Source organism: Reichenbachiella agarivorans, assembly GCF_025502585.1.
Lineage (GTDB): Bacteria > Bacteroidota > Bacteroidia > Cytophagales > Cyclobacteriaceae > Reichenbachiella > Reichenbachiella agarivorans.
In genome coordinates, this window is record NZ_CP106679.1 from 1,082,370 (window position 1) to 1,108,376 (window position 26,007).

22 protein-coding genes and 2 tRNA genes are annotated in these 26,007 nt (G+C 41.3%); 4 read left to right on the forward strand and 20 right to left on the reverse strand.

From position 1 onward, the window contains the following. Positions 1 to 23 precede the first annotated feature (23 nt). From N6H18_RS04570 to N6H18_RS04590, 5 genes are all read right to left on the reverse strand, one after another. Entirely contained in the window at positions 24 to 839 is an 816-nt protein-coding gene (locus tag N6H18_RS04570; RefSeq protein WP_262310654.1) for a DUF4249 domain-containing protein, read from the reverse strand. After that, the gene (locus tag N6H18_RS04575) at positions 832 to 3,072 is read right to left on the reverse strand and encodes a TonB-dependent receptor (RefSeq protein WP_262310655.1); all 2,241 of its coding nucleotides are present in this window, start codon (positions 3,070 to 3,072) and stop codon (positions 832 to 834) included. The genes N6H18_RS04570 and N6H18_RS04575 overlap by 8 nt, the downstream gene beginning before the upstream one ends. A 73-nt stretch (positions 3,073 to 3,145) precedes the next feature. Continuing rightward, a complete protein-coding gene (locus tag N6H18_RS04580) occupies positions 3,146 to 5,185 on the reverse strand; it encodes a hypothetical protein (RefSeq protein ID WP_262310656.1) in 2,040 nt (679 codons plus the stop codon). A 179-nt stretch (positions 5,186 to 5,364) separates the two neighbouring features. Further along, on the reverse strand, positions 5,365 to 6,861 hold the full coding sequence (locus tag N6H18_RS04585) for a Do family serine endopeptidase (RefSeq protein WP_316044834.1): 1,497 nt from the start codon (positions 6,859 to 6,861) through the stop codon (positions 5,365 to 5,367). A gap of 135 nt (positions 6,862 to 6,996) precedes the next feature. Beyond that, positions 6,997 to 7,434 carry an Hsp20/alpha crystallin family protein gene (locus N6H18_RS04590; RefSeq protein ID WP_262310657.1) on the reverse strand — a complete coding sequence of 146 codons (438 nt, stop codon included), beginning with the start codon at positions 7,432 to 7,434 and terminating at the stop codon, positions 6,997 to 6,999. A 341-nt stretch (positions 7,435 to 7,775) separates the two neighbouring features. Between N6H18_RS04590 and N6H18_RS04595 the strand changes: the two genes are divergently transcribed. Together N6H18_RS04595 and hemH are read left to right on the forward strand one after the other, a co-directional pair. Then, positions 7,776 to 7,849: transfer RNA gene (locus tag N6H18_RS04595), tRNA-Asn, on the forward strand. Positions 7,850 to 8,256: 407 nt separating this feature from the next. Next, complete coding sequence (gene hemH / locus N6H18_RS04600; protein ID WP_262310658.1) at positions 8,257 to 9,261, forward strand: ferrochelatase; 1,005 nt, start codon at positions 8,257 to 8,259, stop codon at positions 9,259 to 9,261. A gap of 47 nt (positions 9,262 to 9,308) precedes the next feature. Here the strand turns inward: hemH and N6H18_RS04605 are convergent, their stop codons facing one another. Beyond that, positions 9,309 to 10,445, reverse strand: coding sequence for a cysteine desulfurase family protein (locus N6H18_RS04605; RefSeq protein ID WP_262310659.1), 1,137 nt, complete (start codon positions 10,443 to 10,445; stop codon positions 9,309 to 9,311). 88 nt (positions 10,446 to 10,533) lie between these two features. On the opposite strand from N6H18_RS04605, the gene N6H18_RS04610 reads away from it, so the two are divergent. Continuing rightward, positions 10,534 to 10,893, forward strand: coding sequence for a LytR/AlgR family response regulator transcription factor (locus N6H18_RS04610; protein WP_262310660.1), 360 nt, complete (start codon positions 10,534 to 10,536; stop codon positions 10,891 to 10,893). A 138-nt stretch (positions 10,894 to 11,031) separates the two neighbouring features. On the opposite strand, the gene N6H18_RS04615 is transcribed toward N6H18_RS04610, so the two are convergent. The 3 genes from N6H18_RS04615 to N6H18_RS04625 form a co-directional block, all read right to left on the reverse strand. After that, a tRNA-Val gene (locus N6H18_RS04615) sits at positions 11,032 to 11,109 on the reverse strand. Positions 11,110 to 11,209: 100 nt separating this feature from the next. Then, the gene (locus tag N6H18_RS04620; protein ID WP_262310661.1) at positions 11,210 to 11,866 is read right to left on the reverse strand and encodes a DUF2461 domain-containing protein; all 657 of its coding nucleotides are present in this window, start codon (positions 11,864 to 11,866) and stop codon (positions 11,210 to 11,212) included. Further along, complete coding sequence (locus N6H18_RS04625; RefSeq protein ID WP_262310662.1) at positions 11,857 to 13,131, reverse strand: UDP-N-acetylmuramoyl-tripeptide--D-alanyl-D-alanine ligase; 1,275 nt, start codon at positions 13,129 to 13,131, stop codon at positions 11,857 to 11,859. Before N6H18_RS04625 ends, N6H18_RS04620 begins: the two co-directional genes overlap by 10 nt. Before the next feature lie 100 nt (positions 13,132 to 13,231). On the opposite strand from N6H18_RS04625, the gene N6H18_RS04630 reads away from it, so the two are divergent. Continuing rightward, entirely contained in the window at positions 13,232 to 15,358 is a 2,127-nt protein-coding gene (locus N6H18_RS04630; RefSeq protein WP_262310663.1) for a T9SS type A sorting domain-containing protein, read from the forward strand. On the opposite strand, the gene N6H18_RS04635 is transcribed toward N6H18_RS04630, so the two are convergent. The 11 genes from N6H18_RS04635 to N6H18_RS04685 form a co-directional block, all read right to left on the reverse strand. Continuing rightward, positions 15,359 to 16,150 carry an amidohydrolase gene (locus N6H18_RS04635; RefSeq protein WP_262310664.1) on the reverse strand — a complete coding sequence of 264 codons (792 nt, stop codon included), beginning with the start codon at positions 16,148 to 16,150 and terminating at the stop codon, positions 15,359 to 15,361. Next, positions 16,151 to 16,705 carry a peptide deformylase gene (gene def / locus N6H18_RS04640; RefSeq protein WP_262310665.1) on the reverse strand — a complete coding sequence of 185 codons (555 nt, stop codon included), beginning with the start codon at positions 16,703 to 16,705 and terminating at the stop codon, positions 16,151 to 16,153. Beyond that, entirely contained in the window at positions 16,702 to 17,115 is a 414-nt protein-coding gene (gene ruvX, locus N6H18_RS04645; protein ID WP_262310666.1) for a Holliday junction resolvase RuvX, read from the reverse strand. Before ruvX ends, def begins: the two co-directional genes overlap by 4 nt. Next, on the reverse strand, positions 17,115 to 17,852 hold the full coding sequence (locus N6H18_RS04650) for an iron-sulfur cluster repair di-iron protein (RefSeq protein WP_262310667.1): 738 nt from the start codon (positions 17,850 to 17,852) through the stop codon (positions 17,115 to 17,117). The genes ruvX and N6H18_RS04650 overlap by 1 nt, the downstream gene beginning before the upstream one ends. Positions 17,853 to 17,951: 99 nt before the next feature. Then, complete coding sequence (locus tag N6H18_RS04655; protein WP_262310668.1) at positions 17,952 to 18,914, reverse strand: AAA family ATPase; 963 nt, start codon at positions 18,912 to 18,914, stop codon at positions 17,952 to 17,954. 8 nt (positions 18,915 to 18,922) lie between these two features. Then, a complete protein-coding gene (locus N6H18_RS04660; protein ID WP_262310669.1) occupies positions 18,923 to 20,266 on the reverse strand; it encodes a peptidylprolyl isomerase in 1,344 nt (447 codons plus the stop codon). Next, complete coding sequence (locus N6H18_RS04665) at positions 20,247 to 21,086, reverse strand: peptidyl-prolyl cis-trans isomerase (protein WP_262310670.1); 840 nt, start codon at positions 21,084 to 21,086, stop codon at positions 20,247 to 20,249. The genes N6H18_RS04660 and N6H18_RS04665 overlap by 20 nt, the downstream gene beginning before the upstream one ends. Positions 21,087 to 21,108: 22 nt before the next feature. Beyond that, positions 21,109 to 23,061 carry a peptidylprolyl isomerase gene (locus N6H18_RS04670; RefSeq protein WP_262310671.1) on the reverse strand — a complete coding sequence of 651 codons (1,953 nt, stop codon included), beginning with the start codon at positions 23,059 to 23,061 and terminating at the stop codon, positions 21,109 to 21,111. 8 nt (positions 23,062 to 23,069) lie between these two features. Next, entirely contained in the window at positions 23,070 to 23,477 is a 408-nt protein-coding gene (locus N6H18_RS04675; RefSeq protein WP_262310672.1) for an ATP-binding protein, read from the reverse strand. Further along, a complete protein-coding gene (locus tag N6H18_RS04680) occupies positions 23,477 to 23,818 on the reverse strand; it encodes an STAS domain-containing protein (RefSeq protein ID WP_262310673.1) in 342 nt (113 codons plus the stop codon). Before N6H18_RS04680 ends, N6H18_RS04675 begins: the two co-directional genes overlap by 1 nt. 5 nt (positions 23,819 to 23,823) lie before the next feature. Next, on the reverse strand, positions 23,824 to 25,797 hold the full coding sequence (locus N6H18_RS04685; protein ID WP_262310674.1) for a GAF domain-containing SpoIIE family protein phosphatase: 1,974 nt from the start codon (positions 25,795 to 25,797) through the stop codon (positions 23,824 to 23,826). Positions 25,798 to 26,007 lie beyond the last annotated feature (210 nt).

Below are 26,007 nucleotides of genomic sequence, written 5' to 3' on the forward strand. Positions count from 1 at the left end.
AAGCAATTTTATTATCTCGCCAATCACCTAGCAATCTCGGCAACAGGTATGATTCTCTTGTCCTCTGTATAGCAGGTGAATATTCCGACTGCATTAATCAAGTTTCCCTCCAAGGGCGCTGGGAAAGTGACATTCTCTCTACTCGCGTTTTTCGCTTCTTCCAGAGATCGCTGATACCTAAAATTCTCCTCCGTGACCCGCATCAAAGTGATTTCTGTTTTCTCACTATAGCGCAGTGAATCTGCCTTTATATCTACGACAATCTCTTGCTCCTCCAAAAGCTCATGATAATCCAAATAAGTAACCTTGTTTTTGGGTCGCTTCTCTCCATTTTTTCCAACCACATCATAATTGGCGATCAGGATGTAGTAATTGTCTGGATGATAATCAGAAGATAAAAAATTCACGACAATCTGATCTTCTCCAGCCTCAACATTCTCCATTTTGATTTGCTCTGGCACTCTGCTTCGCGCCCTAATCGTGTCTCCCATAGGACTCAGTACGAGCAGCTCCACCATCAAAGTCTGATCAGACAAGCGCTGACCACTACCAAAATTGTACACATAGCCTGTCCCCTCTTCAATAAACAAGCTTTGAAACAATTCGATGGTGTCAGAATCTATGATGTAGACATCAAAATCCTGAGAATAATCGAGTATGTAATCTTCGAAAATAGGAGAAATCTCAGTAGCTGTCAAGTTGAACAGTTCGCCTGGACGCATATAGCATTCTACAAAGTAACTTTGCTCCAAAGTCACATCCTGTACGTCTAGCTCTCCATCCCATTGACACGAAACGAGGGTTAGCCACAATAAAATTAACCTCCCCAATTTATTCATGGCTCCCAGCTTTATGATTCAAATAATAAGTAACCGAGAGATAGGGAATTAATGGCAAAACCATCTTGGACTTGGGTACAAATGAGACAAAAAAATCGTCCTTTCTCTCCACCTCGAAATAAACGAAATCTGCATTTTTTCGATTGTATGTATTGAAAGTTCCCCCAGAAATTTTAAGGGCATTTTTCCTTTTCAACTCTTTGTAGTAGTTGATTCCTAAATCCAATCTATGTCGTGGAGGCAACCTGTAGTTGTATCGATCACCATAGATGGGGATATAATTGGCAATCGAGCTAGGGTCAGTGATGTCTTTGGCCACAGTCACACCTTCTGGGACGGTCACATATATTCCAGAACTGTAGGTCCAGAAAGCCGAAAATGACCAGTGCTGATTGAGTCGATACAGCAAACTGATGAGTATGTTGGAAGTAATGTCAAAGGGAGGACTGAAGTATACACCTCCATTGATTTGATCAAACTGGCGTTTGGAGTTCAGATAGGTATAGTTGATTCGTCCTTCTATCTTGGCGATGTTGTACGTCCACTCCGCCTCTATACCTTGGACATATCCTTTCCCTTCGATCATTGTGATGGACTCAAATTCAAGATTGGCTCTACTACCTGCGCTAAAATCCTTGATGTGCTTCAAATTCTTGAAAAAAACTGATGCCGTCAAACTCATCCCACTTATCAACTGATGACTGGCTCCTATTGATACCTGATCACTCCATGCAGATTGATTGTCACTACCCAAAGGAACAGGTATGTCTATGGGACTCCTCACCGTAAAAAACGGCAACATTTCCTCATATTGTCGTGTCCTCGCGTAATCTACCCATAGCTCCAAGCGATTCAACAAGTACTGTATTTTGAAGCGTGGAGATAAATCTAGCAAGGATACCTCCCCCAAATAGTAAGTCAAATTGGCACCTCCCATGATAGTCAAATTTGGATTGGGATAAAGAGTCGCATCGCCAAATACACTGTGCATATGGTTATCCATTTGGCTGCTACGCGCAATAGCCTCTCCATTGATAATGCGGTATTGAGTCCATTCTGATTTGTATCCCAGCGAAACCGTCAATTGATTCAAAATAGGCTGATCCAATCTGATCAAAGCAAGTTGATTGTTATACTCTGAATCAATGCGCTGACTCACCTGCTTGTTTTGATAGCGCGTAGCACTTCTATTCCCCCCGATTTGAAAAGTCAGTCTACCCTTTTGATTGAGTGCCCTGTCGATCGAAACAACTCCTGACTGATTGTTCCAGTTCATTTGATACATTCTGTCGGCATCCAAGTGCAACGGTAAATCATCCGAGGATGCCAAACCATATGCATTCACTGACCACTTGTCGCTGAGTACTCCATGGTAGCTCAAGGTCAAGTCACCCAACTGATAATTCGGGATTTCATCTAGCTTTTTTGTTCGTTCATACATTTTCGCAACCAAGCCTAGATAGGAATATCTCCCCGATAGTTTTAAGTTGTGGTTAGACTTCTCTCCCCATGCCAAAGATGTCTTGGCTGAAGAAGAAATGATTCCCAAAGTAGTCTCTACACTTACCCCTTTTTCATAATTGGGTTGACCGATCATGTCTACATAACCTGATAGTTTGCCATTGTATATCGAAGGGTAACCACTCTTGTACACGTCAGACTGGGATAGTACATAGGGGTCAAAAGCTGTTACCAGCATCGTCATGTGTTTGGGTTCAGCGATACGAATCCCATCTATCAAAAAGGCATTTTCCGTGGTGCTTCCACCCCTCACTGATATTCCCGCATCAAAAGAGTTGATACTTGACACACCTGGTAATGTCACTAGATATTTTAATATGTCATTTTCACCAAAAAGGCTATTTAGATTAGATATTTGTACGGGATCGACTTTTAGTACATCATGAATGGTAGCTGCCTCTATTTGTAATTCATCGAGAGATTTAGTTTGAGCAAGCAACTGAATTGTCAATATCTGTGATTGAGAGACCATGATGTATTGTGTCTCAAAATTGACATGTGATACCTCAATGACACCTGCGGTTGCCAATTCGATTTGAAAGTATCCTTGGTCATCTGTCACCATGATCCTAGATTCAGTAGAAATATGTGCCCCTGCAATGGCTACATTATTTTCATCAGATACCGTTCCTTGCACAAGAATTTGACCTATCAATTCTTGAGAGAAGGAAAAGATAAAAACCCACACGCCTAGGTATTGAAAGAAACGCATACTATAAAATTAGAAAACCTCAGCCTAAGGCTGAGGTTTTCCACTTGGTTATATCTCTGTTGTACACTAAGAATTATTGTTTCTTGATATACTCCAACTTATAAGAAATCGCTACGGAACCATTGATCGGGATACCAAAATCTTCTAACTCTGAATCTTCGAAAGGCACATCACTGGCAGACAATTGGAGATACGTTTTGATTTCAGTAGGATACCCTCCTTCGTTGTATTTGAGGTGCTCTGAGAATATCGCACTGCCGTGCCCTGCCCATCCAATTTGATTGATGGAATGAGACGATTCAAAAAAGGACATCAATGGGTTGACTGCAGTTAAGGTATGATTCATAAAATTTTTCATGCCATAGTCATAACTCAAACTAATCATGCTAGTATAGCCTTCTGGATAGAAGTACTTTTCGACGACCATTCCCAACTCTGAATCATATTCATCATACGAATAGATAAGTCCCAATGCAGCCAAAATCTCTGGATCAGCCCCTTCATAGTCTTGCGTTTCCTCTAGAGCACTTGGTTTTACCCCAAACTCTATTGGGTTTCCTTTGCTATCATAGGTGATGCCTACAAGACCCTTTATGTCACTCTGCAAGAAATCAATCGTGCTCAACTTCCCATCTGTATAATTGAACCCAAGCATATCTTCAAAATGAGGATCTTCCTCCTCGTCAATGTAAGCCACAAGCTTGGTTATTTTCCCTCCCTCTACTTTGATATTCAATACATCTTTATCTTCATTTTCTTCCTCTTCACTACGAATCGTAAAATCTGCTCCGTCATAGGTATAATATATTGTACGACTATCAATAACGTCTCCAGTCTCATATACATCATAGGTATAAAACAGTGCTTTGTAATCCCCTACTATCCCCAAAATTACTTCCACCTCTGGTGTATATACATAAATATAATCCTCTATCATGTTTTCTGTGACTATATCAATAGGATCACTATCTAAAACAAAATTATATGTGGGGACAAACCACTTATAGTATCTCTTTACTGCTGATGGGCCTGTACTAAAACCACTACCATAGGATACATTAGAGGCAGAAACGGCATTGATATTTTTATATTCCTGGTCCCATTCTTCTTTGTTCTCATCATAATCATTGAACCACAGTTCACTATTAATTGCTCCAAATGTGACACTCTTATCATATGATTCTCTCATCAAGCATTTTTTGATCTTAGACCCATTCTCATTTATCTGATATAAATAACCATTGCTGGAATAAATTGGAGTTCTAAATTCACTAAAAAAGGCATAACCATCACCGCTATAACCCTTTACACCACCAGACCAAATTTCATTATATGCATCTTCAAATTCCATTTCAATTCCTTCTTGCTTATTGGCAAAATATTCATCCCTTGGAACAGCCTTTTTTTTGGTCGCCCACTCTGTGTAAGTTTGGGTAGCTATGTCACCATTGGCATTGTAAGTTCTTTCGATCGTGAGGTATTTGACTGGATTGTTTAGCAGTGTAGTATAATAGGTGACTTCAATCAACCTGTTATTTACATCGTATTCGAAACTAACAAAAGGGAGGTCACCATTGTAAATGGCCGAAACCATGTATTCTCCATTGAGATCGGAAAGTTTCACTCCTGATAATGACGCATCGTAAGACAACAAAAATTCATAGACTGTGCCATCTCCGAGTATTATCGTCAGGATTCCAGTGGTCTGATCATAGTCTACATTGGACACGCCTCGGGGAGAAATTTTTGCTTTCACTCCTGTATCCTTGTCTCCAACCCACCAGTTACCATTTGGATTGACTAGTGGCATTACATTACCGGCAACTTCTCCTAAATCATCGCTACCAACCCACCAATTTCCATTTGGTCCGATTACTGGGATTTCATTATTAGGCAGTGCGGTGCTTATGGACGATCCATCTCCGAACAAGAAAATCAAACTATCTTCTTCAATCAAAATTTCGGAAATCTTGTTGTTCTCTTCTAGTAAGAGCTTCAGTGCATCAATCTCCTCTTTTAGTTCATCTATATCTGCTGAGTTGTTATCAACACATGCAAATACAGTAAGTGCAAAAAAGAGGAAGGTGTAAACAATTTGTTTTGTTTGTTTCATGGGTAGACACGGTTAGATAGAATTACAAACAAAGCTAGCGTCAACCCGTGCATTACAACAAATCAGTCATCGAATATCTACTGGTGTTGGTCAAATATTGAAGTGATTTGGCAGGATATGAAAAGAGCCACTGAGTTTTTACACCCTGTGGCTCTTCATTTTATGAGTTAAAGCACTAATTACCAACCGATTCCATAGTAGGCCTTTTGTCCACTTGGATAGTAACCTTCGATCAATATGCCATTGCCGTTGGATGATCTGGTCAAGGCTCTTGACAAGTCTTCTACGTTGGAGATGACGTTTTTATCTATTCTCGTCACGATGAATCCTTCTTTGATTCCAGCTTCCTTCCATACACCATTTTCCAAGACCACTAATTTTGCGCCTCCTGTGAGATTCAGCTTCTCCTGATCTGTATCAGACAAGTCCTCAAATGTCGCTCCTTGTATGGTCACACTACTGTTAGTAGCGGCCACTGTAGTGGTGGTGCCCAAGGTGTTTTTCAATACAGCGGACACTTTCTTTTCTTTTCCATCTCTCAGCAACGTAACTTCAATAGTGTCTCCAGGACGATTGAGAGCTACCTTTTCTTGAAGTTCAGCTGTCTTGGTCACTTTCCTACCATTGATGGCAATGATTACATCACCAACTTTGATTCCAGCTTCTTCTGCACCACTGTTGGCATTCACTCCATTGACATAGACACCTTGTAATACCCCGAGTTTTTCTTCATCGGCTAGTTTGGCACTTACATCTTGGATATTGATACCCAATAGCGCTCTCTGAACGATCCCAAATTCTTCCAAGTCACCTAGAACCTTTTGAACCAAATTGGATGGTACTGCAAAAGAATAACCCGCATACGAACCCGTTGGTGTCGCGATTGCCGTATTGATTCCAACCAATTCTCCATTGAGATTGACCAAGGCACCCCCTGAGTTGCCGGGGTTTACTGCTGCATCTGTCTGCAAGAAAGACTCAATCTGTAATCGGTCCCTGTTTCTTAATATATTGATGTTTCGGCCTTTGGCACTGATGATACCAGCTGTCACGGTAGACCTAAACTCAAATGGGTTGCCTACTGCCAATACCCATTCGCCCACTTCTACTGCATCTGAATCACCTATTCTCACGAAAGGAAGTCCCTTTTCTTCTATCTTCAATAGTGCCAAATCGGTGGTAGGGTCAGTCCCAACCAATTTTGCTTTGTATGTTCTGTTGTCGTTGAGTAGAATCTCAATATCATCCGCATTCTCGATCACATGATTGTTGGTAGCGATGTAGCCCTCTGGGCTCACTATCACTCCACTACCCGATCCTACTGATGGTCTTTGCTGGTATTGACCGCCACCTGGGGTACCAAAAAAATCTCTAAAATACTGCTCAAAAGGATCGCGAGAGCCGTTGTTGCTCGTTTGTGTCGCTTTCATCGTACTTCTGATATGCACGACACCTGGTGTCACCACTTTGGCCGCATCCACAAAGTTCATCCCCACTGGTGCTGTAGCAGGTGGCAGGTTGCTATAATTAGAAAATTGAACTCCTTGATTAGCGTTTGCAATCTCTTCTGTTGCGGGCTGTTTGTCTTCAAAAAATTGATAACCTCCTATGGCTACCAAGCCACCTATCAACGAGGCAGCCATCAATCCCATAAAATTTTTTCTTGTATTCATCATCTATTCATTTTGAACCTAAGCAAATAACGCAATTAAAATAAATACGATTCTTTGCTTAACAATATTTAACGCAAAACCCCGACCTTTCAATTTTTCAATCTCCAGAATCGGGGCTTAAACCAACCTAACCTAAACTTACTTTATTGCTATACTTTTCTTTTGTACTTTCTTTACGTCCTTTGGGATCGTAATGTTTAGGATACCGTCTTCAAAGTTGGCATCTACTTTTTCTGCATCGATACTGTCTGGCAATTGAAATGACCTCTTGAACGAACCATATCTTGTTTCCACGCTATGGAAGTTCTTTTTGGTTTTTTCTTCCTCAAATTTTCTTTCTCCAGACACGGTCAACACACCGTTGTTTAATTCTATGTTGATATCAGGTTTTTTAAACCCAGCCAATGCGAATTGCAAATCAAAAGCACTTTCGCTCTCAGAGATATCTACCTGAGGCACAAAGGCTCTTTCTTGTGGTAATTCTGTCTTAAAAAACTTGTCATTGAAAATATCATCAAAGAAGCTATTGACACCTTGTGTTCTAGTTCTTGCAGGATTGTATGTTATAAGTGACATTGTTTTATAATTTTTAGTTGTACATCAATTTTTGATAGGATATTAGAAAAATTAGTGCCAAGACAAAAAAACAAATCAAAAACTGTCATAATGACCTGTTTTTAGTTGTTATCACAAAAAACACTGTCTTTATGTCTTGATTAATAGGTTAAAGTGTCAATTCCCAAACTCCGTTTGTACTTTTACACCATAAAAAGAAACCAACCAGTCGTGCAGAATCCAGTGGCATAATCAAAGACATAAAAAAGAATTTTTTTTCCTGTTAATATTGTGGTTTTAAAATATAGCTGCTAATATTGCACTCCCAAAATCAATGAGTCAAACGATGACTCAAGATTCATTCCTCTTTAGCTCAGTTGGTTAGAGCATTTGACTGTTAATCAAAGGGTCCTTGGTTCGAGCCCAAGAAGAGGAGCAAAAGTCGTTGAAACAATGTTTCAACGACTTTTTTGTTTACGGCAATCTTAGTTTTCATCTACTTATAGATTCCGCCAAGTTGTAGAACTAAAAAAGCATAGCTCCCATCACTTCACGACGAATTACACATTGCCCTAGCTTGATCACTTTGCCAATACGGCTCTGATTGGTGTGCTTTCAGAAAACATTCTACTAAAGCAAAAAACCTGTTCATTCATCACTAAAATGTGATTTTGTCATGATATTGAAGTCATCTGGCAGGATCGTGAAATGAACATACACTTAGTTTGCCAATACATAATAATTAATTTTTCTCAAATGCTGCTGGCTCCAGAACTCCCATTCTGGAGCTTTTTTTATGTCTCAACAAATGAGTTCGGTCTGACTGTATTAGATTTGCATCTAATGAAAAAAGGCGTTCTGTTAGTGAATCTTGGTACCCCGGATAGTCCGAGTGTCCCCCATGTGAGAAAATACCTTCGTGAGTTTTTGATGGATGGTCGCGTGATCGACATCCCTTATATTTCTAGATGGTTATTGATCAACCTGATCATCGTGCCCTTTCGTGGACCTAAGTCTGCCAAAGAATACCAGAAACTTTGGGAAGACAGAGGGTCGCCACTTAAATTTTATGGTGAAGATCTAGCAGAAGCCACACAAAAGAAGCTTGGCAAAGAGTACGAGGTAGTGTTGGCGATGAGGTATCAGTCCCCATCGATCCAAAAAGGACTCGAACAACTCAAAGCTGCTAAGGTTAATTCGATCAAGGTGATCCCGCTATTTCCACAATATGCCTCTGCATCCACTGGCTCTGTGATACAAGAAGTCATGCGCATCGTCTCGCAATGGCAAGTGATCCCCAAGCTAGAAATAGTTGATCAATTCATTGACCAAGACCTCTTCATCGAAACGATCGCTCTCAATGCTAAGAAACTAATGAAAGACACTGAATATGATCACTTCCTATTCAGCTACCATGGTTTACCTGAAAGACAGATTTACAAAGCAGAAATTGGCAAATGTGCCGTTGGAAACTGTTGCAACCACTATGGAGAGGCCAACAAATATTGCTACCGAGCACAATGCTTTGAAACCACTCGCTTGGTATCAAAAAAACTTGGCTTGGACGACAGCATGGTCACCACTTCATTTCAATCTCGATTGGGGAAAAACCCATGGATTCAACCATACACGGACCACAAACTCGTAGAACTAGCCGAAGGTGGCATAAAGAAAGTCTTAGCCTTCTCTCCTGCATTTATTTCTGACTGTTTAGAAACAACGTTCGAAGTGGGTAAGACTTACAAAAAGGACTTTATTGATGCAGGTGGTGAACAATGGGATTTGGTCCCTAGTCTTAATGTGGAAGAGACTTGGGTAGATTGTGTAGTTGAGATGTCAAAGCATTGATCCATGCACTGCACTGACTGTTCAGTACAATACATGAATCTAAAAATCTAGTCTCTACAATTGATGATTTCAGCCAAAGAATCTACCGCATAGCTGATTTCTTCTGGTGTGGTGTACTTGGAGAATGAAAAACGAATTGCACCTCGGTTGGGATCAGAGCCAATCGCATCCAATACGTGTGACCCGACGTTAGTACCACTGGCACAGGCACTACCTCCTGAGACTGAAATCCCTTTGATATCTAGGTTGAAGAGCAACATATCATTTTCGGCAGACTCTGGCACACCTACATTCAAAACCGAATACAAGCTCCTATCCATGTCTCCTGAGAGACCATTAAAATCCACTCCCTTTACTTTTTCCTTCAATTCCTGAATCATCTGAAGTTTCAAACCTGTGATATGTGCTCTATTGATTTCCATATCTCTGTAGGCAATCTCCAAACCCTTCGCCAGTCCAACTATACCTGCTAGGTTCTCTGTACCCCCTCGCATATTCCTCTCTTGTGCTCCACCGTAAACAAAAGGATCAATTTTGGTCTCTCCATTGATGTATAGAAACCCCACGCCCTTTGGGCCATGAAATTTATGTGCCGAACCTACAGCCATGTTGATGTGAGATGCTGTAAGGTTATGCACATACTTGCCCATGGTTTGTACAGTATCACTATGGTACGTTGCTCCGTGGCTCTTGCAGAGCATAGAGATTGCATTCACATCACTGAGATTCCCCAATTCATTGTTGGCATGCATGAGAGAAACCAGCGCCCCTTTGTGAGTAGACAAGAGCTGCTCCAAATGCGCCATATCTACCGCGCCACCTTGTGTCAGTTGCACATACTTGAGCGCTATCTCTCCGCGTCGCTCCAGCGCCTCCAAAGTATGCAGTACTGCATGATGCTCTATCGGTGATGTGATGGCTACTCTGACGCCCTTGCGCACAGACGAAACGATAGCAGTATTGTCAGATTCAGTCCCTCCAGATGTAAAGAATATTTCAGCAGGAGAAGTCCCCAACAATTCAGCCACCTTTTTTCGATTCCTCTCCACTACAGATCTTGCTTCCCGACCATGAGAATGGATCGAAGAAGGGTTTCCGAATACATCCATAAAATATGGCCTCATGGCCTCAAATACTTCAGGGTCAACTGGAGTGGTTGCAGAGTTATCCAAATAAACTTTCATCGCACAAAAGTAACAGGCAATTAATTTATATTCGCAGAAAATTACCCTTTAGACAACCCCACCTTGCCGTCTATCTAATATTTGAGCTATGACAAAAGAGGCCTACAGTTGTGTTTGCATCGATGATGATAAATTGTTTATCGAAATCATCAGTGGAAAAATTCGTCAACTTGATTTTTTGGATCTCATTGCCTGCTACAACAATCCCATGACGGCTTTAGTCAAAGTAGATCAACTCAGACCTGATATTATTTTCTTGGATGTCGATTTGCCAGAAATTAATGGATTTACATTCATGGATGCCCTTGATTATAAACCCATCATTGTCATGATGACCTCTCATTGGGAACAAGAAGAACACGCCATCAAAAAAGGGGTAGATGCATTTCTAACTAAGCCACTCAAAAGTGCTGAACAAATTTCTGACGCCTTATTTAAACTCCTCTAGACTTTCACTTTAAAGAACCAGGGATAGAAACAACGAAACCTAGATTTGAGAAATCGAAGAATAGGGATAGAAGTATGCTCCTTGGATTGAACACCTAAGCCTAATAACAAAAAAAGACAGCCATCTCTGACTGTCTAATGGTGGGCGCTGAGGGATTCGAACCCCCGACCCCCTCGGTGTAAACGAGGTGCTCTGAACCAGCTGAGCTAAGCGCCCAAGTGTGTGATGTTTTCACTACTTGTTCCTAAACCCGTTGATTTGGGAGTGCAAAAATAGAAAGTATTCGAATTATTCCAAGGGTTTTTCAAAATAATTTTTAATTAATTGCATTTTTTAAAAAAGCATTGAATTTACTCGCTTCCTGAGCCGTCTTAAGTGCCTCTTTTAGAAACACTTCCGTTCCAATTTCTTCATCACTGTATTTTTTGATCACATAAAAACTTTTGAGCCTTAAAAGATCGATAAAAGCGTGATCTTTAGGGTAACCTTTGGGAGCAGTCTTGAGTTGCTCGCCCCTGATCTCGCCAAAAGTAGATTTGAAAGAGAGCGTATCTATGATATTCTTCAAATCCATAGGGTTGTAATCTATCTCTTGCCTGATCTTGGCAAGCGTCTCTGGTTGAGGTTTATAAATACCTCCTCCTACAAAATTCTCTCCAGGGGAGAGGTGAATATAATAGCCCGTCCCCTCAGTCTTCTTGCCCATCTCACCAATCAACGCCCCAAAATTGGTTTTGTATGGTGTCTTGTCATGACCAAAACGAATGTCTCTGTTGATTCTAAATACACATTTCTTGGGGTCGACTCCCGAGATAGCTGGATCAATTTCGGCGATACCTTCGATAAACTGCTGAAGAAATTTCAAAAAAATACCACGACACCTTTCGTATTCCTTTCTGTTTAGGTCAAACCATTCTTTGTTGTTATTGACCCTGAGGTCTCTCAAAAAACTGAGAATCGCGTCTAGTTCCATATTTCTTGGTTCATGATGAGACGCTCCATTTTCATACTTCTAGACCCCTTGATCAGAACCGTTGCTCCTGAGATTTTTTGGTCGCCCAAGTATTCAATCAATCGATCTACATCCAACAAAACGTGTACAAATTCTGAGGCTTTCTTAAACTCATTACCCACTAAATACAGGTTTTTGATGCCCAACTTTTGTGCCTCTTTGACAATGTTTTCATGCTCAATCACAGCATGTGAGCCCAATTCTTTCATCTCACCAAGCATAGCGATTTTGTAATCACCTCTCATGTTGGCAAGGTTTCGAAGTGCGGCTCTCATAGAGTCTGGATTGGCATTGTATGCATCCAAAATGATGGTGTTGCTGCCCAGCTCTATGATCTGCGAACGGTTGTTGTCAGGCAAGTACTGATCGATGGCATTGTAGGGATACTCCACTTCAAAAAACTTGGCGACAGTGACTGCCGCTGCGATATTCATGTAGTTGTACTCCCCGATGATTTCGGTACTATGCTCGTGATCTCTGTCATCCGCATAGTTGACATAAGGTGACGCATCAATCAACTTGCAACTGTCATTGGGATACTCGACTGCATTGTTAAATCTCTTGGACATATTGACCAAAACCACATCCAGCTTGTTGATAAACGGCACTCCACCAGTCCGACGCAGGTAATCAAATAGCTCACTTTTGCCTCTGATGATATTTTCCTTCCCTCCAAACTCTCCTATGTGCGCGGACCCAATGTTGGTGATCAATCCGTGTGTCGGCTCAGCAATCTCACACAGCAAGGCAATGTCTCCTAAGTGATTGGCTCCCATCTCTATAATAGCAAAATCTGTATCCTCTCTGATACTAAGAATCGTCAGGGGCACTCCAATATGGTTGTTCAAATTGCCCTGTGTGAAATGTACTTGGTATTCTTCACCAAGAGCCCTAGCTGTCAATTCCTTGGTGGTAGTCTTGCCATTGGATCCAGTGATCGCCAGAAAAGGAAAATCAAATTGTTTCCTGTGGTGATTGGCCAACTGTTGCAGTGACTTGAGCACATCATCTACAAAAATATACCTGTCTCCTTGATCAAAAGACAAGTCGTCTATCACTGCATAGGATGCGCCAGACTCCAAAGCTTTGGCGGCATATTGATTCCCATTGAAATTTTCGCCCTTGAGTGCAAAAAATATTTGACCTTCTTGTATAGATCTCGTATCAGTATTGACGCCAGTACTTTGTAGAAATTTATTGTATAAATGAGGTATGATTTCTTCCAAACTAATGATTTTTACTACTTCGTAAGGTACAAATATATTTATTCGTGATTCAATAAATAATCCATAGTATTGTTATAAAAACAGGGTTTTAAGCCAAAGAATGAATAGCATCCTCAAAATAGTCATATTCTTAGTTTTACTGACGCCCATTCGCGAAGCATATTCCCAAATAAGCCTACGACCGAGCCATACCAAAATCTTGCACGAAAATCACGTTCTAATACATCCATTGGCAGGTGGTATCAACAGTGCGCAATACCACGAAATTGACCTTGACCAAGATGATGATATGGATTTGGTGCTGTTTGACCGGACATCAGACAAGCTCACCTGCTTTGAAAATTCGGGAGGAAAATATATCTACAATCCTGCATTTGAAAATTTGTTTCCCGAAGGATTACAAAACTGGGTGGTACTCAAAGACTATGATTGTGATGGACAAAATGACCTCTTTACTTCGTCCCAAGTAGGAATTAAAGTCTATAGAAACTCAACAAGCAACGATGGTCTGACATGGGAATTGGTCGCAGATCCCTTACTGACCAACTTGTCTAGCAATCCCGTCAATATATTCTTGAATGCAACGGATATCCCTTCTATCGAAGATTTGGACGGAGATGGGGATTTAGACATTTTGGTATTTGAATTTACCACAGGCGTCTCTATCATCCACCACCAGAATTTGTCAATAGAAGAAACAGGCCATTGTGATCTCATCTATACCAAAGCCTCAGACAACTATGGAGATATACATGTCTGCAATTGTGGAGACGTCGTGTTTGGAGAGGATTGTAGTGCTGGCAAGAGGGTGCTGCATGTAGGCGCCAAAGCCCTCCTCTCTATGGATCCAAACCAAGATGGCGTGATGGATATAGTCATCAGTGAAGAAGATTGTAACGACCTCAGTTTTCTACCCAACACAGGCAGCTTAAACTCTCCGCTGTTCGAAAGCTTCACTACCAAATTCCCTCTTAACACTTCTTCGATCGATTTCACCACTTTCCCTGTCGCTTACTATTTGGATGTCACGATGGATGGAATGAAAGACATCCTGGTCTCGTCCAATGTCCGCAGCAATACAGCCAAGACAATTGACTTTCAATCATCAAGTATGCTCTTCGAGACCCATGAAAATGGTAGTTTTAATGTCTCCACACCTTTTCTTCAAGACGAAATGATAGATGTCGGCGAATGGGCATACCCAGCCATCGTAGACGTGGATGGAGATCAACGTGATGACCTTATTATTGGCAACAGAGGCAGGTTACTGGACGGGAAATTTGTAAGTACGCTCACCTATTATCACACCCAATCCGACGGGTCTCTAACCCTCGAAAGTTCGGATTTGTTTAATTTTTCATCATTAGAGCATACTGACATCAAACCTCAGTTTGTAGATATCAACCAAGATGGCAAACAGGACTTGGTATTCACATCCATTGATCCTAATGTCCGAAACAAAATACACTATGTCCTCAACAGCAGCCAAAGCAAGTCCCTACTCTTTGATCCTAATCAGCTTGTTGAAATAGACCTTTCCTATAATTCTGGAGATGATGTATGGCTCTATGATATGGATGATGATGGACATTTGGATGCTTTGATTGGACGTACTTATGGTGATTTGGATTACTTCAGAAATCATGGAGACTTCACTTTTGAACTGGAAGAGGGAAATATTCTAACTTCTGAAAACACAAGCCCTGGCAACCTATCTATTACCATCGAGGACGTGGATGAAGATCAAAAAGATGACCTAATTGTCACTGATCGATCTGGACGACTCTCGATCTATCCAGATTTTCCTGCCAACAGATCGATATCTAATCAAGAGCTCTTCGATTTTAGTAGCAATGGCACATTCACTACGAGTAGATTTGGGCGATATTCAAAGCCTGCATTCGGAAAATTAGGCACGACATCTCTGGTTGTCGGGAGTATTCAAGGTGGAATATGGCTCTATGAAAGTAGCAAGGCAGAAAAGAAAAAGCTGAACTTAACCGTGTATCCCAACCCTTCAGGCATAGATAAAAAAGTCCGTTTTCTTGCTAATCAATCAGCCACATTGTACTTGCTTACGGCCTCTGGACATCTCGTACTAAAGGACATAGATATCACGGGCAATGAGGCTTTAGAATTAGACCTATCATTTCTCCGGTCTGGACTCTACATCGCCTACATCCGAAAGGGCAGCAAAGTAAGTTCTAAAAAAATTGTGCTGAATTGATTAAGAGAAGGTAATCTTATCTGCATCTTGAAGGAAAGCAAACTTACTCCTGAATTCCTCCAACGATTTTCTTTCCAACTTTTGAACAATGACACCCTCTTGCTCATCCAACCCACTCAACACACCACCAGCATAATCCAAAACCACGCTGTGACCTACATACTGATGGTCATTGCCATCCAATCCCACACGGTTGATTCCTGCGACATAGGATAAATTCTCAATCGCCCTAGCTGGCAATAGAATATCCCAAGCACGAATTCGAGGTTTCGGCCAGTTGGCAGCATAGATAAGCAAATCATAGTCATACTGTCCTTCATGGACGGTATTTCTTGACCATGCTGGAAAACGCAAATCATAACAGACCAAAGGACATATTTTCCATCCCAAATAATCCACAACCAATCGTTCTGTGCCTGGAGTAAAAAATTCTTCCTCCTTGGCCAAGGAAAACAAGTGGCGTTTGTCATAATACTGCATCGTACCATCGGGAAAGGCAAACAAAAACCGATTGAAATACTTTTCTTCCACCTGCACGATGTAGCTACCCCCAACCAAAGTCTGCTTCTGTGCTGCCATGCGCAACATCCATCTTTGGGTTTTCAAACCAGCCACCTCCGCGAGTTGTTTGGGATTCATCGAAAATCCAGTATTGAACATCTCTGGGAGTAGAATCACATCTACCGACTCATCTATACTCCACACCATCTCCTCAAACATCGCCAAGTTGGCTTCTGCATCTTCCCAATAGGGGTTTGCTTGTAAGAGAGCAATGGTGAGGTCTGGTATCATTTATCTCTTTTTGGGGAGTTTGATTTTGTAGTCTGCATCACACTTTCCTTTGGTGATGTTCGCTAGTTTGCCTTTGAGGATTCTTTTCTTGAATGGCGTCAGGTAATCCGTGAAGAGTATCCCCTCGATATGGTCATACTCGTGTTGAATGATCCTAGCTCTCATGCCATCGAATTCTTCTTCATGCTCTACGAAATTTTCGTCGAGGTAATTGATTTTCAACCTTGATGGGCGCGTGACATCCTCCCTGATACCTGGGATACTCAAGCAACCTTCGGTAAAAGTCCAAGAGTCCCCATCTTCCCAAAGGATCTCAGGGTTGATAAATATCTTCTTGAAGTCTGCCATGTCTTCGTCCTCCAAGGGACTGCCATCTACAACAAACATTCGGATAGATTTTCCGATCTGTGGAGCCGCCAATCCTATCCCACTGGCGTGATGCATGGTCTCAAACATGTCTTCGGCCAGTTGCTTCACGTCAATACTTCCTTCTTCTATGTCTACAGCGGCCTTTTTCAACACAGCATCACCATACACTACTATTGGATAAATCATATACTAGATTCTAAAAACGACTGCAAAATAATCGTCGCACTCAATTTGTCTACATTTTCCTTCTTTCGTCTGTCACTTTTTTTCATCCCTCCTGCAAGCATCGCACTTTTAGCCATCTTGCTGGTAAAACGCTCATCAATCTGATGAATCTGGTGAAGAGGAAATTTTTTCTGTAGCAAATTTATAAAAGACCTGACAGATGCCGTACTATCTGTGTCCTTATTCATCAAATCCTTGGGCATACCTATCACAAAAAGGTCTATTCCTTCGCTTTCATGGTATTTGATCAGGAAATCAATAGCTTGGTGGGTAGGGACGGTATCGAGTGGTGTGGCGATGATTCGCAATGGGTCTGTGACAGCTATTCCAGTGCGCTTTTTGCCATAGTCTATGGCGAGTATCCTTCCCATTAATTTTGGTTCACTTTTGATTGAAAGAGCAATTTCGTTCTCTTTTCCAATTCTAGCGCCCTTGGGAACAATATATCATTTTCTATTCTTGCGTGATCTTTTAGCCTCTGGTCAAAAGAATTCAATTCCTTGAAAAGAACCTTGAGTTGTACATGGGTTATTTCTTGGGTATTGTAGCTATTGGTAATGCCTCTGATGCCCGCCATTTCGTCATCCGAATCGTGGTGGTGCAATGCAAATTCCTGAATGGAAAATGAACCATACTTGGTCAATGGGTTTGACGCATAATTTTTGGTATTCACAAAATGATCCAACTCCAACACATAAGCAAAGAGCTTGTCCTCTTCTTCATAGATGTGATGGATAAAATCCTCAACAAACATAGGCATCACCAATTTCAAATCTTCCTGAAGCTCAGAGCTGGTCATTGTGTCCAAATTATTGACGACTTTCAGCAGAAAAGGAAGCGAGTCTTTGATAAAAACTTGATGAGAATGCTTGAGGTACTCGATAACCACACGAATTGGGTAGTTTTTCAATGCCAAAAAGTCTATGGCCTGATTGCTCTTTTTGTTTTCCATCACAGATTTGAGCTGATCCACTGTGATGTTGTATTCTGCACAGACCTGCTCCAAGGTCTTGTTTCTGGACTGGTAAAACTCTACGCCAAAGAAGTCCAATACCTTGGCATAGACAAAATTCTCGTTGACTATACTTTCTATGGATTTGTGTTGCATGGGTAGCGTTTTATAATGGGTCACCAACAAATATAAAAAATCGCTCGACCAGGCGCAATTATTATTTGCCCGTCATGACAAAAATCATATCTATTGACTTTATAATAACTCAGCGATGATCTTACTCATGCTCATCCCTTCGGCCTCTGCCTTGAAGTTTCTCACCAACCTGTGTTTCAAAATTGGCTCAGCGACTGCTTTGACATCTTCTATATCTGGAGAGTATTTTCCATTCAACAGGGCGTTGCATCTTGCGCCTTTGATCAGGAACTGTGATGCCCTAGGTCCTGCGCCCCACTCTAGGTACGACTGGGTCACAGCTGCCGCACGCTCCGATGTAGGTCTGGTCTTGTGTACCAGATTGACAGCATATTCGATGACATTGTCCGCCACAGGCACCTTGTTAACCAACGCCTGAAATGCCATGATTTCCTTGGCATCCAACACGGGCTTGACCTTCTCATCCTGTATCGCATCCTGTTTTACGATGTTGAGTTCTGATTGATAATCTGGGTAATCCAAACTAATCATGAACATAAATCTGTCCAGCTGTGCCTCTGGCAAAGGATATGTACCTTCTTGCTCGATTGGATTTTGAGTAGCCAATACAAAAAATGGCTTTTCCAGTTCCCACTTCTTTCCACCTACAGTCACTGCGTACTCTTGCATGGATTCGAGGAGTGCCGCTTGTGTCTTTGGTGGTGTTCTATTGATCTCATCAGCCAACACGATGTTGGAAAAAATAGGCCCCTTGATGAACTTGAAATTTCTATCCTTGTCCAAAGTCTCTGCTCCCAAAATATCTGAGGGCATCAAATCGGGTGTAAACTGGATTCTGTTGAAATCTAGATGAAGAGCCGAAGAAATTGTTTTGATCAGGAGGGTCTTTGCCAGCCCAGGTACACCAACCAAAAGTGAGTGCCCCTGACAAAACATTGAGGTCAAAAGCAGTCTCACGACTTCATCTTGGCCTATGATGACTTTTGAAATTTCTTTTTTTAAATCAGTAAAGGCCTTGAACAAGGCGTCTGCTGCTTCTACTTCATCTTTGAATTCGCTCATGTATTTGGTCAATCTACAAGGATCCGACAATGGTCATATTCCTCTTCAATGTTGATATATACTTCTCCTTTGGCTCCATCGAACCAGTCCGACATGATGCCGTTTCGCTTATTCGCCAAGGCGGCCGATCTGATTTTCTGATAATCTTCTAGCAAATTGGCTTGGTGAGGAGGTACTTTTGCTTTGTAATATACAATCCTGACGGCACCTTTGCCATCATCCATTTTGTATTCAAATGGTCGTGTAATCTCTCCTACCTTCATCGTATCGATCGTGAAAAACAAAGTAGGATCCAATTCTTCTACCGAAATTCTCATCGCACCTGTTGCATCACTGAAGTAGCCTCCGTTTCCGCTGGTTTGCTTGTCATCAGAGTGTTCCTTGGCCAATAGATCAAATCTAACACTGTCTCTGATGATAGACGTCCTCAGACTATCCAAAAAATCTTTGGTTTCTTGTATATCTGATGGACTAGGTTTTGGGATGATCAAAATGTGACGCGAATTGTAGGTGTTACCTCTTCTCTCTATGAGTTGAATCAAATGAAAACCAAATTGAGTCTCGACTGGATTAGAAATTTCGCCTGGTTTCATACTCAATGCAGCGGCTTCAAACTCAGGGGCAAGCTCCCCTCTGTTGAAAAAGCCCAACTCTCCACCTTGTCTAGCAGAGCCTGGATCCATCGAATACTTTTGCGCCAATACTCCAAAGTCAATCCCGTTTTGAATTCTCTCCTTGATATCCAACAATTGTAAGCGAACCTCATCTTTCCTGTTGTCGTTGGGTTCTGGGATTTTTACTATATGACCAATGGTCACCTCCGTAGAAAAGTACGGCAAACTATCTTGAGGTATTTTGCCAAAAAACTTCTTTACTTCAGCTGGCGTAATACTCACATCAGAGCTGATCACTCCTTGCATCTTTTGTACGATCATTTGCTCCTTGATCTGGTCAAAGAGCTCTTCGCGAAACTCCGCCACCGTTTTGTTATAGATTTCTTCCAGCTTCTCTTCTGAGCCGATCTGTTGGATAAAGTATGACATCCTTTGGTCCAGGTTTTGTTCTACCTGTATGTCCATCACTTCGACAGAATCTATCTCTGCTTTGGCTACCATCAGTTTGTTGATCACCAAACTCTCCAAAATCTGACATTTGACATCTCCTGTAGCAATCTCTCCTCTTGACAAAAATTCCAAATAGGCCTTTTCCAATTCAGACTTCAAAATGATGTAGTCATCCACCTTGGCAACAATCTTGTCAATTACCACACCCTTATCCTGCTGAGCCATTGCCTGCGTACAAATCAACATCGTCACTGCAGCCAAGACAGACTTAATATATTTCAAATTCATTGTTTTCTTTTGCGTTCTCTAATAGATCCTCTTCGAGCTGTTTCCTCAAGTCAACCTTCTTCTTATTGATTAGAATGCTTTCTATGTCATCATGGATGTATTCCAATGGAGATATTTGATTGGAAATTTTGTAATCCAAGAGTCTAATGAAGTAATAATTGGTTTCGTCGGAGCTTTCTACATAGCTATTGTTCTTCAAAAACGTGACCTTGTCCTGTACATTGGCAAAGGGTGTGCCTGCAATCACTTCATCAAAATTGATCCAAAGATCTGTCTCTAACGATGACTGTGCTGCAAAACGATAACAATAGGATTGAATCTCCTCAAGATCCGTTTTGGGATAGCCACGTACCAGTTTGCGGAAATTATCTATCTGGGGCGCCTCTGCTGGCACTACTGCGTACAAGCATCTGATAATATTTTGTCTCAAGACAAAATTTTCAAATTTATCATCATAATACTCTCGAATCTCTGCTTCTGAAATCTTCTTGTCGAGTCGTTGATTGACATAGTATTTTTCAAACTCATGCACCATGAGCGCATAGCGGTAGTCCAATACTTTTCGCTCGATATTGGCCTCATCAAAATCAATTTCTTTGGATGCTCGTGATATCGTCAGCTGCTTTCTTACCCACGAATCAATGTATTTCTGAACAATCTGCAAACTGTCTTGACTGGTCATGCTATTCAAAGTCAAGCCTTCTATATCATCTGCATATAGGTAGATGTCATTGACTCTAGCTACGGGTTTTCTAGTCACCTCTTCTTCTGCCTCCAAGGGAGAGTACAGTTGCTTGCAGCTCCCTCCTAAGATGAGCATGCCAAACAGAAAATAGATATAATTAGAATGTTTTGACAAAACTTTTGAATACTGGTTTGTTCAACTTGTAAGGATACTTGGCTCTCAATTCTGCGAGCCAACGTGTCTCCAATTCATTTTGATAATCCGAAATAACCAAGCCCTTGACTTTGTCCAGAGGTAACTTCGCAGCAGGAATAACTTGCTCTACTATCCAGAGGGTATAGTATCCATCACTCTCCTGTAAGTAAGTTCCAGTCTCCCAATGCCCATCCAGAAAAGGTTCTTCTCCCTTCTTGATTTCCAAATCATCAATTTGCAAAGCTAAGGCTTCTTGGTCATTGAATACACTATCCAACTGTGAATTTGACAGACCAAGCTGCTGGCTCGCCTGCTTTATCACTTCTTGACTGGCAGAGGTCAGTTTCCTCACCTTCAACATTTCCTCAGAGATGTATTTGCCAGCATTCTGATCAAAATAGGCTTGCAACCCCACTGTATCAATCAATGCCTTTTCCCAAACTTCGTCTTCCATCAGGTTAAAGAGCAAGATTCCACTGCGGTATTCATCCAATATTCTCTTATAATCTTGATTGTTTTGCTCGATGAAAGCCATCTCTGCATCAAATATGCTCTCGGACTCAAACCGATCGTACAATTGCTTCTTATACTCCTCCAAATCCGCAGTCTTTCTGACACGCTGTGCACTCTTGACATATTTATAAAAATCAGCTACAGTATATACACTTGTCTCAAGGCTAAAAAGTACATTGCTCAAGACAGAACTAGTAGTGTCATAGTTCCAATTTGCAACTTTGAGCGTAGAATCAATTCCTTGGAGTGCATTCGATTGAACTTTTTTGTCCAGTTTGAAGCCTTGTTCTTTTTTCAGAGTAGCCAGTACCTCTGATTGACTATCCTGAGATCTACTGTCTCTGGTCACACGCTTTTCCAAGTCTACTTTGATCTCATCAAATGGTTCTAACGGCTTCTTGTCAATCAACTTGATAATGTGCCACCCGAATCGGGTTTGAACTGGTACACTGATGTCTCCTGGATTTTTTAAGGCAAATGCAGCGTCTTCGAATGGCGGCACCAAAGCCCCCGTTCCAAACCAACGCAACTCACCACCAGCTTTGGCAGAGCTCTGATCTTCTGAGTATAGTTTGCACTGTTCTGCCCAGTCTTTCCCTTCACGTAGGTTCTCATATATCGAGTCGATCTTCTTTTTTGCTTTGTCATTTGTCACAGTATCAGTCGTGGTCTTGATCATGATATGTGCTACCTTGACTTGTCCTCTGGCAGGCCTTTTATCGATTACCTTGAGCAAATGATACCCAAATCGAGTTTTGATTGGCCCTGCGACTGTTCCTACTGCGTTTTGGTAAGCAGCATTCTCAAATGGATACACCATTTGCAACGCCGAAAAGTATCCCAAATATCCGCCATTCATTTTGACACTTGGATCTTGCGAATATTTTTTGGCCTGTTCGGTAAAATCCGCCCCTTTGGTGATCTCTTCTTTGATTTTCAATACTTCATTGTATATCCTCAAGGTATCCTCAGGCAGTGCATTTTCTTCTACTTTCAGCAGGATATGAGCTGCCGACACCTCAAATTTCATGCGTTCGTAGGCTTCAGAGAGGAGCTTCTGATTGAATTGGGTAGTAGTCAGATAAGGTTCTGCCAATTGTTTTTTGTATCCTTCTAACTCATCAATAAAATCCTTGTCCTTATCCATGCCACGACTGACGGCTTCTTGTACCTTTAGTCTAAAATTGACATAAAGATCCAAATACGCTTCGATCTTGATTTTTGCACTATCAGCACTGGGTCTCTCTGAGTTCTTTAAAAAATAGTACTCAAAAGTACCAAGATCATAAGGCTGATCCCCAAGACGAAAGAGTGTCTTTTCCTGCAAGTCATTTTTGGACTGTGCATGGGACTGAAAATTGAAAGCAAAAAGTAATAGGGTAATTAAGGTAGATAATCTCATCGTTGAATTTAGAATTTCTTCATCATGCGGCAAATGTTACGATTCTTTTCTATTTTGAACTCCACTTCGTCCATTATATTTCTGACCAACATGATGCCCAAACCACCCTTTTTCCTTTTTCGGATGATTTCTTCCAAGTCGGGTTCTTCATAGTTGCAGTATTCGAATCCTTGGCCATAATCGATGATCTCAAAGATCACTTTTCGGTCTCCATTATCCTCGACAAACAGCTCCAGACGTTCAGATGCTTGACATTGATTGGAGTGAATGATCAAATTGGCACAGACTTCGTCCACGGCCAAGATGATTTTGTGGGCATCGTTCTCAGCGAGCCCCATGTTGCCAAGGACTTCTGCAACAAACTCACGGATTTCCTTGAGTTTTTCTCTGGCACATGATGTTTTAAACTGATGCATTATTTGAGTGCTTCTAAAGCTTCTTCTTTTTCCTTTTTGATCACAAGCAATTGATCCAAGCCCAAGATTTCGAATACTTCGAACACCTTGTCTTTCATCCCAAACAGCACAAAGCTGATGTTATCTTGTTCTATTTTCTGAATGTTAGACATAAACACCCCTAATCCTGCCGATGATATGTAATCCAAACCACTCAAATCCACGAGGATGTTTTTGCTATTTTCCATCGCTTCTCTCAGCGCTTCGTCCAAATGAATAGAAGAGGATGCGTCAATTTCCCCTGTCACTACAAGCTCATAGTGGGCATTATTCTCATCTATTCTCTTCTCTATATTTACCATTTCAATTAATAAAATTTCAGAATTACCAGTGTATAATCATCATCCAGCGATCTCTTTCCACAAAATCCATAAAGTTCGTCTATTATGCCCTGCTGGATAGCTTCGGGCGGTTGGTCGGCGTATTTCGTCAGTGCACTTAGCAATCGATCTGTTCCAAATTGTTCTTTATTGGCATTGCAAGCTTCAGTCACTCCATCGGTGTACATCACCAAAACATCGTCTGCTTGGTATCCGAATTCATTGACTTGTACGTATTTATGAAAATTAGAGTTTCTTAATATACCCAGGCCTAGTCCTTTGTTTTTGAAATAATCGGCTGTTTTGATCTCTGCGTTGTAGAAAAGTGATGGACAATGTCCCGCTCTGGCAAAGTCTATTTTCTTTCTCTGGCTGTCAATCACAAAATACGAGACTGTGATGAAAGAAGTTGTCTCCAGACAGCGACTCAGTGCATTGTTGGCATGGATTAAAAAATCCTTTGGATCCAAATCCAATTGCACCAAACTCTGAAAAATCCCCTTCATCTGCGCCATGTTAAATGCCGCAGAAGTACCCTTGCCTGACACGTCACCTATAATCAACGCAGTCCGATGGTCATCCAGTCGGTAATAATCATAGTAATCACCTCCTACCTCATCCGCTGCTACGGTAAATGCATGAATCGCATAGGCATCATTGGATTCCAAGGTATCAGGGAGCAATTTGCTCTGCACCCGATTGGCAATCTCTAGCTCTTCCTTGTATCGTTCTGTGACGATGGCTTCATTGAGCAAACGGAAATTCTCGATAGAAATGCTCGCCTGATTGACAAAAGTGTCAATAATATCCACCATTTCTGAATTGAAGCCATCATCTACTTGTTTGAGCAAGGCCAGACTTCCTATTTTCCTGTTTTTGACCATTACAGGAAAATGCAATACAGATCTAAAAGCTACGTTTTTGAGGTTGGCTGAGAGTTTGGGGTGATCCGATTTTTTCTCAAAGTCCGCATTCAGTATTTTCTTGACACGACTGCTTTTCAACGCCTTGTCTATCTCATGAATATCTCCCTTTTCGAGATTGTACGTCAAGGTGAGCTGGACAGCCTCCTCCTCATCATGAATCTCAAGCCAAGCTGCATCTGAAAACACAGCACTCACAGAACTATCAAGTAAGATTTCGTACACTCTCTCCTCACTCTCGCCAGCAGGTATTGACTGACTCAATCGCTGAAAATTGACGGCCTCTTTTATTTTCCGCTCAAATACAGAAGTAGTAGGCAGGTTGAACAAAATGACTAAGAAGGAAATCAGAGCATAAATAACAATGAAGGTAATGACAGACAAGACATAGACACTGTCTAGTAAATCTCTCACCAAACCTGCCTGCTCCGAGTAAGACATCAAGGTCTTGAAGAAGTACCAGATGTAAATGACTACCAGTAGGATAAAAAGAATGCTACGCCATTTCTGTTTGAAATTGAGATAGGCTATCCACTTGAGATTAAAGGATAGAAGCAATCCCATCAATGCCAAAATCGAATAAACAACCAAAAATGAAGTGTCTCTATAATCATGAGAAAACAAATCATACACCAAAGTAGCCATCAGTGCATATTCGAAAACATGCCATGCAGCAATCAGTGATTTTGACTTTTGATACAGAATCAGCCGCTTCCACACTACAAATGTGGAAATCAAGAACCCAATAATCAGCCCCAGGATGATGTGATAAAAGAAATTGACGATCAGTGCATTTTGTACAAACTTGTGCTCACCAAATATGGTGAAGAAAAACTCTATCGCCAGTGTGACAAGTGTAGCAATCAGTCCAAATACAAATACGCGCCAAAGCATCTCTACGAAATTGACACTTTCGGCCTTGCCAATGTTGTATCGATAAAATGTGAGAACAGAAATGACAAAAAAAGTCAGGAGCATGTTGGCTACAAAGCCTGGTAGCCCAAACTCTATGTTGTTCTCTGCACTGAATAGCGCCATCAGGTCAACTATTGTCAATAGTGACCAAAAGATGGATCCAAAAATAACGCTGATTCTAGTTATGCCTTTTTGAGACAGCATATATGCCAATTATCTATTCGCAGCAAGTTAATAAGAAAAGTGAAATTGAGGTCTTGCCTCAGCCTCAGAGCCTTAGCAGACTCGTTTTTTAACAAATTTTAAAACCTTTGAGCAAAAAAATATCTTGTC